Genomic DNA, 13769 nt, shown 5'->3' on the forward strand with positions numbered 1-13769 from the left:
GGAGTGACGGTTTTGCAAAGCTGTAGTGTAGTAGACAAGGTGCAAACCCAGGCACAACCGGAGACTAAGGTTAGTAGACCCCGTAAGCGAATTGGCCTCTATGGGGGAACATTTAATCCTATTCACAATGCTCACCTATTTATGGCGGATCAGGTTGGTCATGCCCTTTGTCTTGATCGGGTTGACTTTTTACCGGATGCTAAACCTCCCCATGTTGATCATAAAGATTCGCTTGATCCGCACTTGCGGTTACAGATGCTCGAATTAGCAGTTGATGATAACCCTTTTTTAGGGATTGAGCATGCCGAATTAGAGCGGGGAGGAGTCAGCTATACTTACGATACTATTAAGTATTTGTTAGATAAGCACCCTGATGTGGATTATTACTTTATTATTGGTGGGGATATGGTCGATTATCTTGACAAGTGGTACCGGATCAATGATTTAATTCGTTTGCCACATTTTCATTTTGTCGGCGTCCATCGTCAAAGAGCGAAGAATGAGACACAATATCCAGTGATTTGGGTAGATGTCCCAACAGTTGATTTTAGTTCAACCGATATTCGACAACGGGTGCAACATGGTCAATCAATCAAGTATATGGTCCGAGATGCCGTAAGCAAGTTTATTGAGGAGCATCAATTATATCGTGAATGAAAAATTAGTTTATAATAAAAGTTATATTCCAATGACACGGTCTGAACTTATCGACCGTCTCAAAAAGGCGTTAAAGGACAAACGATTTCAGCATGTGTTACGTGTGGAAGAGACAGCGATTAAGTTAGCTGAGCAATACGGGGTTGATGTTGAAAAAGCTAGTATTGCAGGCCTGTGTCATGATTATGCCAAACAGCGTCCTGACAAAGATTTTATTGCCGAGATTAAGAAAAAAGGGCTTAATCCACTGCTCTTAGATTATGGTAATGCAATTTGGCATGGAGTAGTTGGTGCAGAGCTAATCAAGGATGAATTAGAGATTTGGGATGAAGATATCCTAAATGCGGTTCGCCACCATACTACTGGGGCGCCAGTAATGACAAAACTCGAGCAGGTTATTTACATGGCTGATTATATTGAGCCGGGTCGGGACTTTGCCGGCGTAAAAAAGGCACGAGTAATTACAGCGGCGAACCTTCAAGCAGGGGTTGCTTACCAAACAAAACATACGCTGGCTTATTTGATTGAAAATGGAAAGCCGGTATATCCAAAAACAATAGATACCTATAATGCATGGGTTCCGCAATATGAAGGAGAGATAGATTAATGGATAGTAAACAATTATTAGAAATGGTTGTCAAGGCTGCCGATGGTCGGCGCGCAGAAGATATCGTCGCCCTTAAAGTTGATGAGATTAGTCCAATGGCTGATTATTTCGTTATTATGACGGGAGGCTCAGATCGTCAAGTCCAGGCGATCACGAATGCCATTGTTGAAAAAGCACATGAAGAAAATGTCAAGATTGGTAGCGTTGAAGGTAAAAACCATGCTCAATGGGTATTGGTTGACCTTGGTGATGTGGTTGTTCATGTTTTCCGTGAAGAAACTCGTCAATTCTATAACCTTGAAAAATTATGGGCCGACGCACCCATTGTCAATATTAACGACTGGATTAATGATTAATGATTTATCAAAGTTTTGCCCAGTTATATGACCAGCTTTTTGATCCTGAAATGTATCAGAAGTGGGAAGAATTCACAATTAAAAACCTTCCTGCGGATACTAAGAACATTTTAGATTTAGCTGGCGGTAGTGGACGATTGGGAGTAATGCTGGCTGCTCGTGGATTTGACGTAACAGTTGCTGATTTTTCTGCTGAGATGCTTAGTATTGCCGATCAACATGCGGCGGAAGCAGGGGTTAATCTACATCTCTTGCAAGCTGATATGCAGGACCTCAGTGCTTTACCGCAGTATGATGCGATCACTTGTTATGCGGACTCTTTTTGCTATTTAGATGGAGCAGCGGCCGTTCAAAAGACCTTCAATGAAATTGCTGAGCACTTGAAAGATAACGGTGTCTTTTTATTTGATGTCATTTCTCCTTATCAAACTGATGTCGTTTATCCGGGGTATATGTTCAACTATGAAGATGAAGATCATCAACGGGCATTCATGTGGCAGTCTTTTAAAGACGATGAGGTTGATCATGGTGTGATTCACGAATTAGCTTTTTTCACTCGAGATAATGATGGACGCTATAATCGTGTTGGAGAAACCCATTATGAGCGTGCTTATGAATTACCCTTGTTAAAGCAGATGTTGTCTAAAGCCGGCTTTAGTTCCGTTGAAGTAGGATCAAATTTCTCAACTTCTATTAAAGAAGAAAATCCAACACGATGGTTCTTTAAGTGTCATAAATAAGGAGAGTTCACATGAAAGCAGTAGGGATGGTTGTTGAATATAATCCATTTCACAATGGGCATCGCTACCACCTTCAGCAAGCGAAAAAAATTTCCGGGGCGGATGTAACGGTCGCGGTAATGAGCGGTAATTTTACTCAGCGTGGTGAACCGACAATTGTTGATAAGTGGTCACGGGCCAGGACGGCAGTGATGAACGGTGTTGATCTTGTAATTGAATTGCCCGTTTTTTACGCCGTCCAACCAGCACACCGATTTGCAGAAGGAGCGCTGAGTCTCTTAAATGCTCTTAGCGTTGATTCGATTGTTTTTGGGAGCGAGCATCCAGAATGGGATTTCGCACGTTTAGTGAAAGCTGAAGAAGCCTTTAACCAGGAAAGTTTTAATAAGTATAATGCAACTTATGCTACCCAATTTAACCAACAGTTGAAGGAACAAACTGGTGTCACACTCATTAATCCTAATGATATTTTAGCTTTTGCTTATACTAAAGCAAAAATTAATCAGGGGTATCATTTTGAATTGCTGCCTATCAAGCGACAGGGGAGTAACTATCATGACCAGCAAATTAAAGGCAAGATTGCGAGTGCGAGTGCAATCCGCCAGGCAATCAGTGAAAAGGGCGATTACCGGCAAGCTGTTCCACAGGTGATGGGAGAGATATTGACGACAATAAAGAGTATTCCCTCATGGACAGAACTTTATCCTTTGTTGCGGAATCAGCTCATCCAAGCACCTGTTTCAACCCTTCAGTCGACTTACTTAATGGCAGAGGGACTAGAATACCGGATGAAAGAGGCTGCCCAGCGGAGTCTTGACTTTAATTCATTTATGAAATTCACCAAGACTAAACGGTATACCTATGCCCACTTATTGCGGGTTTATTTATACACTATCTTACAGATTACTCAAGAGGAAGTAGATGAACATAGTAAACACCCTTATCTTCATGTCTTAGCCTTTAATAAACAAGGACGTGAATACCTTCATCAGGTGAAAAAGCAGGTTAATTTACCGCTGATTACAAAAGTAGATCAGGAAATGCGCGATCAGTTGCTTAACCTTGATTACCGTGCAGGGAAGCTATATCAACTATTTACACCAATTGAGCAGGATTTGAAGCACCCGCCGATAATTATTAATTAACGTCTTTGATAAAGTTTGGTAAAATATTCTAAGTAGATTTGGTTCTCTTAAAAGGTTGTCAAGGAAAAAACATTGACAACGTATAAGGGGACTAGTATAATTGCACATGTTGCATTAGGAGGTTAGTACGTTGAAATGGTCGTTAGCTGAATTACATCGTTACCAAGATGAACCACTTCATATTCAAAGTACTTTTGATCTGAACGCATCATTAACGAAGCTGTTTCCAGATATTATTTTAGCTGTTCAACCAGTTAAAGTTGATGGTTACGTTACTTATGACGATGGTGATGCAACGATTAGCGCTCATGTTACGACGACGTTAACCGTTCCATCTAGTCGCTCGTTAACACCCGTTCAATTACCACTCGATTTTACGTTCTCGGAGACGTATATCGATGATCGTTCACATTTTGCTCGCTATGAGGATGAAGATGAGGTTGTTTTCCTTATTAAAAAGGGTGATTCAATTGATTTTGATACTGCATTAGCGGAAAATATCGTTGAACAGGTACCACTACGGGTCCTTTCTGCCGAAGAAAAATCTGGCAAACCAATGCCAAATGGAAAAGGCTGGAGTGTTATCTCTGAAGATGACTACAAGGCCCAGCAGCAGAAAGATGATAAAGTTGATCCACGTCTCGCTAAGTTGCAAAACCTTTTTCCTGATCAAGATAACAAAAAATAGCGGACGGTTAAAAACCATTTGTGGATAATTCTAATTTCTTAGGAGGTGTCAAACATGGCTGTTCCAGCACGGAAGACTTCAAAGACTAAGAAGCGTATGCGTCGGGGTCACATCAAGTTAAATGTACCTGGCCTTACTCCTTGCCCAAACTGTGGTGAACTTCGCAAGTCCCACATGGTATGCCCAAGTTGTGGTTACTACGACGGCAAGCAAGTTGTTAACACTAACAACTAATTAATATAAAAGCTATCCTTTAGGCGCCGGACCTAGGATAGTTTTTTTATTTTAAAATTTTCTAAGAATTTATAAGTAAAAAATGATATAATCTAATTCCTTGATAAATCGAGATTTTTAGTTTAGAGAATACTGGGGTTTATTAAAAAATTGTGATAAAATTATTGTGTTTTATTAATACGTATAACAAGTAACAAAGATTATTATAGTAGGTGAGTTATTAATGAGTCGAATTTTAATTATTGAGGATGAGGAAAATTTAGCAAATTTTGTAGAACTTGAATTAAAGCATGAAGGCTACGATACAGATGTTGAACTTGATGGTCGCGCCGGATTAGAAGCAGCTTTAAACCAAGACTTTGACGTGATTTTGCTAGATTTAATGCTCCCAGAGTTAAATGGGATTGAAGTTGCACGGCGGGTTCGTGAATTAAAAGATACACCGATTATTATCATGACTGCTCGTGATTCTGTTATTGACCGTGTTTCTGGATTAGATCACGGGGCAGATGATTATATTGTTAAGCCGTTTGCTATTGAAGAGCTTCTTGCACGGGTGCGGGCGTTATTGCGGCGAATCAGTATTGAAGATGGAAATAATAAGGAACATCAAACAACGGTCAATTACAAGGACCTTACCATTGAAAAAGAGAATCGGGTTGTTCGTCGCGGCGATGAAGTAATTAACCTTACAAAGCGGGAATACGAATTACTATTGATCTTAATGGAAAATATCAATGTTGTTATGTCACGGAAAGACCTTTTGAGTAAGGTATGGGGCTATGATTCCAAGGTTGAAACCAATGTTGTTGATGTTTATATTCGGTACTTGCGGAATAAGATCGACCGTCCTGGTGAAAAGAGCTACATCCAAACGGTTCGTGGTACTGGATATGTGATTCGCTCCTAGGAATGATCAATTATGAAGCAAAAAGATGAAAGACGGTTTGTTTCACTAAAAATTAAGTGGGCAGCTGGAACGGCATTAGGGTCATTAATCATCTTTTGTATCATTGCGATGGCACTGTTTAGCGCGTTTACGCAAAATTTATTTCATCAAGAAAGACAATTATTGAATCAAGGGATGACCAATATTAGTAGACAATTAAGTACTATTGATAAGCCCTTAACCAAAAAGAATGTTAGCCACCTTATTGATCCAGACAGAAACCGGTCGAATATTATTTCTGGAGAGGAATATAAACGACCGGTAATTAAGGAATTAAGTGATGGACACTTGGTTATTAACATTTATAATCCTGATGGAAAGAATATTTTGAGTACTGGTCGTTATATTAAAAAGCCACAGTTTACGACTAATCGCAATATTCATATTGCTGCTGGGCCTGATCATGATGTGTTGGTCGGACAGATGCCAATTTATGGTCAGAATAATCGGCAGTTGATTGGGTACTTACAAGTTGAAAATAACCTTGATGCTTATATGCAAAGTTATCATCAGTTGGCATTAGTATGTATCTTGGCTCTCTGTCTGGTTGTGATTGCGAGTGGTCTGTTGGGATACTTTCTTTCCCTCTTTCTCCTTCGACCATTAGATGGAATTCATGATACGGTTAAGGAGATTAGTGCAGATCCTACTAAAGATGTCCGGGTACCAACTACCAATCGTAACGACGAACTAGCAGAATTGATAACAATGTTTAATGAAATGCTTGATCGGATGCAACGGTATATCGATCAGCAGTCACAATTTGTCAGTGATGTTAGTCATGAATTACGGACGCCGGTTGCGATTATTCAAGGACACTTAGAGATGCTTCAACGATGGGGCAAGGATGATCCGAAAGTGTTGGATGATTCAATAAAAGCAACGTTAATTGAGACGCGCCGGATGAAAAACCTGGTTCAAGAAATGCTTGATTTGAGCCGAGCAGAGCAAGTAGAGATCAATTTCCGCAACCAGCATACGATTGTTAATGATGTGGTTCATCAAGTCTACAATAACTTTAAGATGCTATATCCAGACTTTACTTTCCGTTTGGATGATGATCTGAAAGAACCAATTATGGTTGATATTTATCGCGATCATCTTGAACAGGTCCTTGTAATTTTATGTGACAATGCAGTCAAATATTCTACTGACGACCATAAAGAGATCCATATTATTCTTTCACGAGGGATGAATACCGTTGAAATTGGTATTCAAGACTTTGGTGAAGGGATCTCACCGGAAAATGTAAAACGGGTCTTTGATCGCTTCTATCGAGTAGATAAGGCTCGTAGTCGTAAAAAGGGCGGTAATGGATTGGGTCTTTCAATTGCCAAGCGCCTAATTGAAGGTTACCATGGTTCAATTACCCTAGAGAGTTCAGTCGGTGCTGGATCATTGTTTAGAATCATCTTACCCATTATTGAAGATCCAGAGACAAAAAAATAAATATTTAAGATGTGAGAATAGAAGCAGGATGATCGCTAAGAAACTTTTGCTTCTATCCTCACTTTTTTATTACAAAATATTTTTATTTAATTGTTCGCTCAATGGCCGATAAAATAAGCGATGTTTTCAACCAAGGGGGGTATAATGAAAACGGATACTAAATATGAGAATTTTTATTGAGGAGTTGAATAGGAGTGGCTGCGAAAGAGCAGAACAAATTAATCACAACGCCAACATTGGTGTTAATGATTATTTCGACAATATATGGATTTGGTAATGTTTCGATAGCTTATGATCAAATGGCGTATGCGGGGATGTTTTGGTACATCCTTGCTGGAGTTTGTTTTTTCTTCCCCTGTTGTTTGATGATGGCTGAATATGGTTCGGCATTTAAGGACGCAAAAGGTGGAATCTATTCATGGTTAGCTGGTTCGATAGGAGAACGGCTGGCCTTTATCGGAACCTTTATTTGGTTAGCGAGTTGGGTTCTGTGGCTAGTATCCAGTGCTTCTCGACTTTGGATAACATTGTCTGCACTATTATTTGGCCATGATACTACTCAACAATGGCACTTTTGGATTTTTAATTCTAATCAGTTAATTGGTATTTTAGCAATTCTTTTTGTCTTACTTGTAACCTTGCTGAGTTCCCAGGGGATTAATGGGATTACGAAAATCAGCTCGTTTGGTGGAGCGTTTATGATTGGAATGAATGCAATTTTCATTATTGCAAGTTTAGTGACGATTATTGCTAACAAGGGAGTTACTGCCCAGCCTATTCATGGTATTAGCAGTTTTATCGAATCGCCCAATCCTGCTTTTAAGACGCCAATTGCGATTATTTCATTCGTTGTTTACGCAATCTTTGCATATGGTGGAATGGAAAATCTTGGTGGAGTTACTGATAGTATGAAAAATCCGGCGAAGACATTTCCAAGAGGCTTAGTTATTGGTTCGCTCTTAACGATTGGCAGTTATGTGCTAATGATTTTAATGACTGGCTTTAGCGTTAACTACAATCATGTTATTGCAAAATCAAGTGTTAACTTGGGTAATGTTACTTATGTTGTCTTTAACCAATTAGGATACCAACTAGGTGTTTCGCTAGGGTTAAGTCATGCTACTAATATTTTTCTTGGTGTTCTCTTTACGCGAATGATTGCGTTAGCTGGCTTGATGGGGATGTTAGGAGCGATGTTCCTATTAGTTTACTCCCCGATTAAGTCCTTTATCATGGGAGCTAATCCTGAGTTATGGCCTAAAAAAATTGTGACCCTGAACAAACATGGGATGCCGGCATATGCAATGTGGATTCAGGCAATTTTTGTTTCGTGTATTATTTTCTTAGTTGCATTCGGCGGTTCAGCAGCAGCTGGTTTTTACCAAATCTTGACAGATATGGTTAATGTTTCAACCTGTGCCCCTTATATCTTCCTTGTTGGTGCATTCCCATTCTTTCAAAAGAAGGATATTCCACATGATTTTGTGGTATTTAAGAACCATTTCTGGACAAATGTATTAGTTATCTTTGTTGAAATAATTGTTTGCCTAGGAATCATCTTTACATGTATCCAACCGATTATTGAGCATGATTTTCAAACTGCATTCTGGACGGCATTTGGTCCAGTTTTCTTTGGAATTGTGGCCTGGATTTTCTACCATCACGCATCAAAGAAGATTACAAAGTAGATAAAAGAGACTATTGAAAAAATCAAAAAATTTTTCAATAGTCTCTTTATTTATGTGAGCCTTAACGAGAAGATTTTCCACTTACTCTTTATTCAATTTTTTAAGTCGCTGGTAGATGATAATTCCACCGATGCAAGTAATAACAAATTCAGTAAAGGGAACTGCTGCCCAGACCCCGTTGATTCCGGCAACTTTTGCCAGAATAAAGATCGCGGGGAGAAGAATAATATAACCACGAAGAATTGATAAAGAAAATGACGCCTGCGCTGATCCTATTGCTGTTAAGAAAAGAATAAATAATAGATTTAACGCACTGAAGAATACACTTGTAAAGTAAATTGGAAGACCAACACTAGCATAGGAGAGGAGTTGGCTAGAATGAGAAGTATTAAAAACTTCAATAATGGGATGCTTAAAGGTAATCAGGATAATAAAGCTGATTGTTGCCAGAAAGAGGGTAATGATCATCCCATTTTTTAACGTCATTGATACATTCTTATATTCGTGTTTACCAAATTCCCGACTAGCAAGCGGTTGAACACCGAGCGCTACCCCATTAGCAATTGCTAGCACAACGATGGCAATGTTGGAAATAACGCCATATGCGGCAACAGCATAGTTATTGGCTAGTTGCAAGAAAACATGGTTAAAGAAATAGATACTAACACCAGTACTTAATTCGTTTAATGCTGAAGCAACTCCTAAGCGTGCTGAACGCCAAATGTTTCTTAGGTGAGGGACAACCCAGTGCCATTCTAATTGTCGTCCGGCAAACTTTCGATGAAAACTTAAAACCACCAAGCTAATTGCTGGCGAGAATAATACCGCCAATGCTGCTCCTTCTAATTTAAGACCCATTCCAAAGATAAAAAACCAGTCGATGAGGATAACAGATAATGTTTCGGTTAAGGTAGCCTTCATGGTTAACGTAGGATTACCATCATTACGAATGAAATTAATGGCAATGTAGTTAACCATATAGAGAGGTCCACTCCATGAAATTATTCGTAAATAAACGATTGCCATCTGACGAGTTGCATCATCTGCCCCAAGAAAATTAACTACTGGAGTCGCAAAAATGTTTAATAAGATTGCTAGGATAAGACCGAAAGAAAAAGCAAAAATCATCAGTTGACTAAATAATGATTTTATTCTCTCAGGATGCATAACCTTATTTAACGAAAAGATTGTGGCACCACCGACTCCCAGTAATAACCCAGTGCCGTTGAAAACGTTGAATAGGGGCAGTACCAGGTTAAGCGTGGTTAAGCCTAAAGCCCCCGCCGCGATTGAAATAAAAAGGGTGTCAATAATAACATACATTGACATCCCGAGGGTGGCGACAACATTACGAATAACATAATGCTGTACTTCTTTCGTAATTGACATTGGTGAATCCATATTAAAACCTCCACAAAACTTGCTCCCATCCTCCCTGTTGGACGCCTGTTTGAGAAGCATAAATTAATTTGTTGCAGAACCCGGCGATTCTACTTTCCTTATTTCATTTATTGATATTTTAGCAAATATTCTCATTGCTTATATTATAATTCCATTACAATGGTCAATTTCATGTTGGACAATCTCAGCAGCAAAATCTGTGAGTTCTAATGTTTGTATTTGCCAGCTCTGATTACGAAACTTAACAGTAATCTGCTTATACCGTTTAGTAGGACGCGTTCCGCTTAACGAAAGACATCCTTCTGTAGTTTGATAAGGGTGACTTTTAGCGACGATTTGCGGATTAAACATTACGACATTAAAGGGCCCGATTCGTGCAATAATTGCATTCTTGTTTACGCCTATCATATTGGCAGCCATTCCAACACATTCAGCTTGGTGAGCATTAAGCGTATCGCTAAGATCGTTTGCAAGGGGCAAATCAGCTTTAGTAGTGAGGTGTGCTTTTTTTGCAAGTAATTGTTGGTCTTTAATAATTGGTTTAATCATGTATATTCCTCCGAAAAAACAAAGCTGAGAAAAAACTTTTGCTTTCTCCCAGCTTTTTGATAATTATTTTTTATGATGTTGCTGTTTACCAGCATTGCGTTGACGATTATGGTTTACTTGATCGCTTGGCTTGGCATCGCCTTTACGTAATTGGTTAATTGCATCAGTCGTTTTAGTTGAAGAACTAGGGGTGTTAATTACTGGTGCTTTAGGCATTTTAATTGGATTTTTCTTGCTTTCTTCTTCAATTTGGCGACGAATCCGCGGACGGTAGGCATTAACCATCAAAGTTTGTAAGATAGCAAATAGTCCACCGATGAAGAAGTAAAGACCTAATCCGGCAGAAGAAGTGATGGAGATAAAGAAGGTCATGAAAGGACTCATCCAAATAGCAGCTTTCATTTGCTTCTTCTGGGCTTCAGGAACACCGACAAGCCCAAGATAACTCTGGGCAGCATAGGCGATAAAAGATAAGACCGCTAAGATAATGCTTGGTTTACCAAGTGGAATTCCAAAGAAAGTTGCGTGGTAAAGGTCTGGAGAATAACGGATAGCAGCATATAAGGCGGCAAAAATTGGTAACTGAATTAACAATGGAAGACAGCCGATTCCGCCAGTTAAGCTAATATTGTTATCCCGGTAAAGAGCCATCATTTGTTGACTAACGGCAGCCTGTTCTTCAGGGGTCTTAGCCGCTTTTTGTTTTTCTGTTAGCTCTTTAATCAATGGTTGAACTTTGGACATCTTTTCTTGCATAATGGTTGATTTTTTCATTTGTGAGAACATCACTGGTAAAAGAATTGTTCGCACGACTACCACAATGACAATAATTGCCCAACCGTAGTTATTGCCCATGTGGCTGGCTAACCATTCCATCAAATGCTGCATTGGTTTAGCCATATAATCATAGACAAACCCGTATGGCCGACCGCTCTTGGTAGTCCGTACACATCCGCTAAGAAGTAACAAGAGGGTAAAGAGACCACCAGCGATTGTTATTCGTTTTCGTTTCATATTAATGAATCAAACTCCCTTATTTCTTTGTATATTAATTACGTTAATAGTACGTATTTTACTCTATTCAGGAATTGAATTCTACCGCTAATCGCGAACTAATGCGTGATTTGAAATGAATGATGGTAGTGTTGAAGAGTTCCCTTGCTGATTTTAACCTTATTAATTCGAGCATAGGGGGTGGGTCCAGCTTTAATTTTAGAGATTAATTGTTTAACAATCTCACTGGGCCCCTGCAATTCGCAATAAACACTCCCGTCTTGCTTATTCATAACGATTCCTTCTATTCCTGCTTGCTGTGCCAACTGATAGACGCTCCAGCGGAAACCAACGCCTTGAACGCGTCCAGTAATGGTAAGATGATAATTAACCATAATTAAAACTCCTTAATGAAAACTTATTATTAGTTAATAACAATTGTACAACAGGAACATGGTATAATTTAATTAACAAGAAGGAGTATGCAAAATATATGGAACAATTAACATCAATTCATAATCAGCACGTTAAAGATTGGAAAAAGCTGCAAACCAAAAAAGCACGGCGCCAGACTGGTACTTACCTGTTAGATGGCTGGCACTTAGTTCAAGAAGCATCCAAAGCAGGAATCGAGCTCTTAGAAGTAGTAGGAACAGCTGAACAATTAGCTGCCCATCCAGAACTTGAAGGAATGGCTAATGCAACCTATGAAGTTACTGAAGAGATCATGAAGCATATTACTGATACGGTAACGCCTCAAGGGATTGCTGCGGTTGTTGCTTTACCAGATTCTCATCGTTTACCGGCAGGACCATTGCATGGGGCATGGCTTTTCCTCGACCGCGTTCAAGACCCAGGAAATGTGGGGACAATGGTGCGAACAGCGGATGCCGCTGGGTTTACTGGAGTAGTAGTTGGACAACGCTCAGCAGACTTATTTGGTCCCAAAGTTGTTCGTTCAATGCAAGGAAGCCAATTCCATCTTCAAATGTTTGAGGGTGACTTAAGAAAGTGGATTGATGATTTTAAATCAATCAATGCTCCGGTGTATGGAACACAACTGAATCCTCAAGCCAAGAACTTCCGGACTGTTGATCCTGGTGATACTTTTGCTTTAATCATGGGCAATGAAGGCCAGGGGATGAGCGGTGATCTTCTTTCACAGACAACTGATAATCTCTATATTCCGATGCGTGGTGAAGCGGAATCGCTTAATGTGGCTATTTCTGCAGGAATCTTAATGTTTCAGCTTAATCAAAATCTAGCTTAAATTAATTTATTTTCTCGTTAAAATCGTGTATGATAATTGCAATAATATAGAAAAGGGGTATTACATGAAATCAAAAAATGAATGGCGCGCCGATAAAGAGTATGTTTCAATTGTTGCCGATCTTTTAGCCCAGCCAGCTGTCCAAAAGCTAGCGAACTATACTCAGCATCATCACTCTACCCGCCTGCAACATTCTATTGCGGTTTCGTATGATAGCTACAAAATTGCTAAAAAAATGCATCTTGATTATCGCAGTACTGCACGGGCAGGTCTCTTGCATGATCTCTTTTATTATGATTGGCGGACGACTAAGTTTAATTTAGGAACCCATGCATTTATTCATCCCCGAGTTGCATTACGCAATGCTGAAAAGCTAACCCCGTTAAATAAAAAAGAAAAGGATATTATCCTTAAGCATATGTTTGGCGCAACGTTGGCAGTGCCGCGCTACCCGGAGAGTTTAATTGTATCGCTAGTTGATGATTTTGAAGCAGAGCATGAATTCTTTGGCCCGCTACGTGCAAAGATGCGTCGAAAGATTAAGAAACGTCGGATGCGAACAACTTGGTAGAGGAGAAGGAGAGTTAAATTATGGAACAATTAGTAGCAGAAAAGGCGCTTGATGAAGACTGTAAACTTTGTCCAAAATTTACACGTACGTTTATGATCTTGGGAAAGAAATGGAATGGATTAATCATTGAAGTGCTACTTAAAAATGGCAACATGCGATTTAAGGATATTGCCAGTAGCATTGCAAAGTGCAGCGATCGAGTCTTATGTGAACGATTAAAAGAACTCGAAGATGAACAAATTGTTATTCGTAACACTTACGAAGGTTCTAGTCGGGTAGATTATTCTTTGACTGAGCGTGGTCAAGAATTGCGCCCAGTCATGGAAGCTGTTCATGCATGGAGTGACAAGTGGATTTAAAATAACGCTTGACGCCTTACAGATGATTGTCTAGAATATGTAATTGAATTAAAAGCGATGATGAGAGCTAGTAGCTAGACGATCCTGTTAGAGAGTTGCAACCATAAGCTGAG

At 39.5% G+C, this 13769-nt stretch carries 17 protein-coding genes and 1 other annotated feature (1 of these 18 cut by a window edge); of the genes, 13 read left to right on the top strand and 4 right to left on the bottom strand.

The genetic code is table 11. The features are described from left to right. The first annotated feature begins 12 nt into the window (after positions 1 to 12). The 10 genes from LMB57_RS05475 (at position 13) to yjeM (ending at position 8513) form a co-directional block, all read left to right on the top strand. Positions 13 to 657 (top strand): nicotinate-nucleotide adenylyltransferase, encoded by a 645-nt coding sequence (locus tag LMB57_RS05475; RefSeq protein WP_229278083.1) that lies wholly within the window; start codon positions 13 to 15, stop codon positions 655 to 657. Next, positions 650 to 1264 carry a bis(5'-nucleosyl)-tetraphosphatase (symmetrical) YqeK gene (gene yqeK / locus LMB57_RS05480; protein WP_229278084.1) on the top strand — a complete coding sequence of 205 codons (615 nt, stop codon included), beginning with the start codon at positions 650 to 652 and terminating at the stop codon, positions 1262 to 1264. Before LMB57_RS05475 ends, yqeK begins: the two co-directional genes overlap by 8 nt. Beyond that, positions 1264 to 1620, top strand: coding sequence for a ribosome silencing factor (rsfS, locus tag LMB57_RS05485; protein WP_229271733.1), 357 nt, complete (start codon positions 1264 to 1266; stop codon positions 1618 to 1620). The genes yqeK and rsfS overlap by 1 nt, the downstream gene beginning before the upstream one ends. Continuing rightward, positions 1620 to 2360 (top strand): class I SAM-dependent DNA methyltransferase, encoded by a 741-nt coding sequence (locus LMB57_RS05490; protein WP_229271734.1) that lies wholly within the window; start codon positions 1620 to 1622, stop codon positions 2358 to 2360. The genes rsfS and LMB57_RS05490 overlap by 1 nt, the downstream gene beginning before the upstream one ends. A gap of 11 nt (positions 2361 to 2371) precedes the next feature. After that, entirely contained in the window at positions 2372 to 3505 is a 1134-nt protein-coding gene (locus LMB57_RS05495; RefSeq protein ID WP_229271735.1) for a nucleotidyltransferase, read from the top strand. A gap of 130 nt (positions 3506 to 3635) precedes the next feature. Further along, positions 3636 to 4193 carry a DUF177 domain-containing protein gene (locus LMB57_RS05500; protein ID WP_003664093.1) on the top strand — a complete coding sequence of 186 codons (558 nt, stop codon included), beginning with the start codon at positions 3636 to 3638 and terminating at the stop codon, positions 4191 to 4193. Between the two features lie 54 nt (positions 4194 to 4247). Then, positions 4248 to 4427: a 50S ribosomal protein L32 gene (rpmF, locus tag LMB57_RS05505; protein ID WP_003664092.1), complete on the top strand. Its 180-nt coding sequence runs from the start codon at positions 4248 to 4250 to the stop codon at positions 4425 to 4427. 223 nt (positions 4428 to 4650) lie between these two features. Further along, the gene (locus LMB57_RS05510) at positions 4651 to 5337 is read left to right on the top strand and encodes a response regulator transcription factor (protein ID WP_003664091.1); all 687 of its coding nucleotides are present in this window, start codon (positions 4651 to 4653) and stop codon (positions 5335 to 5337) included. 12 nt (positions 5338 to 5349) lie between these two features. Continuing rightward, positions 5350 to 6825, top strand: coding sequence for a HAMP domain-containing sensor histidine kinase (locus LMB57_RS05515; protein ID WP_229272274.1), 1476 nt, complete (start codon positions 5350 to 5352; stop codon positions 6823 to 6825). Positions 6826 to 7019: 194 nt separating this feature from the next. Continuing rightward, complete coding sequence (gene yjeM, locus LMB57_RS05520) at positions 7020 to 8513, top strand: glutamate/gamma-aminobutyrate family transporter YjeM (protein WP_229272273.1); 1494 nt, start codon at positions 7020 to 7022, stop codon at positions 8511 to 8513. A gap of 81 nt (positions 8514 to 8594) precedes the next feature. Here the strand turns inward: yjeM and LMB57_RS05525 are convergent, their stop codons facing one another. The 4 genes from LMB57_RS05525 to LMB57_RS05540 form a co-directional block, all read right to left on the bottom strand. After that, positions 8595 to 9974, bottom strand: coding sequence for an MATE family efflux transporter (locus LMB57_RS05525; protein ID WP_229272272.1), 1380 nt, complete (start codon positions 9972 to 9974; stop codon positions 8595 to 8597). 78 nt (positions 9975 to 10052) lie between these two features. Beyond that, positions 10053 to 10463 (bottom strand): peptide deformylase, encoded by a 411-nt coding sequence (locus LMB57_RS05530; RefSeq protein WP_229272271.1) that lies wholly within the window; start codon positions 10461 to 10463, stop codon positions 10053 to 10055. A 63-nt stretch (positions 10464 to 10526) separates the two neighbouring features. After that, positions 10527 to 11477 (bottom strand): membrane protein insertase YidC, encoded by a 951-nt coding sequence (gene yidC, locus LMB57_RS05535; protein ID WP_229272270.1) that lies wholly within the window; start codon positions 11475 to 11477, stop codon positions 10527 to 10529. Between the two features lie 98 nt (positions 11478 to 11575). Further along, positions 11576 to 11851 (bottom strand): acylphosphatase, encoded by a 276-nt coding sequence (locus LMB57_RS05540; protein WP_229272269.1) that lies wholly within the window; start codon positions 11849 to 11851, stop codon positions 11576 to 11578. Between the two features lie 98 nt (positions 11852 to 11949). On the opposite strand from LMB57_RS05540, the gene LMB57_RS05545 reads away from it, so the two are divergent. The 3 genes from LMB57_RS05545 (at position 11950) to LMB57_RS05555 (ending at position 13656) form a co-directional block, all read left to right on the top strand. Continuing rightward, a complete protein-coding gene (locus LMB57_RS05545; protein ID WP_229272268.1) occupies positions 11950 to 12726 on the top strand; it encodes a TrmH family RNA methyltransferase in 777 nt (258 codons plus the stop codon). Between the two features lie 64 nt (positions 12727 to 12790). After that, positions 12791 to 13297: an HD domain-containing protein gene (locus LMB57_RS05550; RefSeq protein WP_229272267.1), complete on the top strand. Its 507-nt coding sequence runs from the start codon at positions 12791 to 12793 to the stop codon at positions 13295 to 13297. Positions 13298 to 13317: 20 nt separating this feature from the next. Next, positions 13318 to 13656 (top strand): winged helix-turn-helix transcriptional regulator, encoded by a 339-nt coding sequence (locus tag LMB57_RS05555; RefSeq protein WP_003664081.1) that lies wholly within the window; start codon positions 13318 to 13320, stop codon positions 13654 to 13656. 48 nt (positions 13657 to 13704) lie between these two features. Then, positions 13705 to 13769 (top strand) — a binding site (T-box leader) (it continues 143 nt past the right edge of the window).

Source organism: Limosilactobacillus secundus (assembly GCF_020784695.1).
Classification (GTDB): domain Bacteria; phylum Bacillota; class Bacilli; order Lactobacillales; family Lactobacillaceae; genus Limosilactobacillus; species Limosilactobacillus reuteri_F.

Coding starts and splice junctions, on each gene's coding strand:
- yidC (WP_229272270.1), bottom strand. CDS start 11,477: ATGAAACGAAAACGAATAACAATCGCTGGTGGTCTCTTTACCCTCTTG.
- LMB57_RS05555 (WP_003664081.1), top strand. CDS start 13,318: ATGGAACAATTAGTAGCAGAAAAGGCGCTTGATGAAGACTGTAAACTT.
- LMB57_RS05540 (WP_229272269.1), bottom strand. CDS start 11,851: ATGGTTAATTATCATCTTACCATTACTGGACGCGTTCAAGGCGTTGGT.
- LMB57_RS05510 (WP_003664091.1), top strand. CDS start 4,651: ATGAGTCGAATTTTAATTATTGAGGATGAGGAAAATTTAGCAAATTTT.
- LMB57_RS05490 (WP_229271734.1), top strand. CDS start 1,620: ATGATTTATCAAAGTTTTGCCCAGTTATATGACCAGCTTTTTGATCCT.
- LMB57_RS05530 (WP_229272271.1), bottom strand. CDS start 10,463: ATGATTAAACCAATTATTAAAGACCAACAATTACTTGCAAAAAAAGCA.
- LMB57_RS05545 (WP_229272268.1), top strand. CDS start 11,950: ATGGAACAATTAACATCAATTCATAATCAGCACGTTAAAGATTGGAAA.
- rpmF (WP_003664092.1), top strand. CDS start 4,248: ATGGCTGTTCCAGCACGGAAGACTTCAAAGACTAAGAAGCGTATGCGT.
- LMB57_RS05525 (WP_229272272.1), bottom strand. CDS start 9,974: ATGCTTCTCAAACAGGCGTCCAACAGGGAGGATGGGAGCAAGTTTTGT.
- LMB57_RS05550 (WP_229272267.1), top strand. CDS start 12,791: ATGAAATCAAAAAATGAATGGCGCGCCGATAAAGAGTATGTTTCAATT.
- LMB57_RS05495 (WP_229271735.1), top strand. CDS start 2,372: ATGAAAGCAGTAGGGATGGTTGTTGAATATAATCCATTTCACAATGGG.
- LMB57_RS05515 (WP_229272274.1), top strand. CDS start 5,350: ATGAAGCAAAAAGATGAAAGACGGTTTGTTTCACTAAAAATTAAGTGG.
- rsfS (WP_229271733.1), top strand. CDS start 1,264: ATGGATAGTAAACAATTATTAGAAATGGTTGTCAAGGCTGCCGATGGT.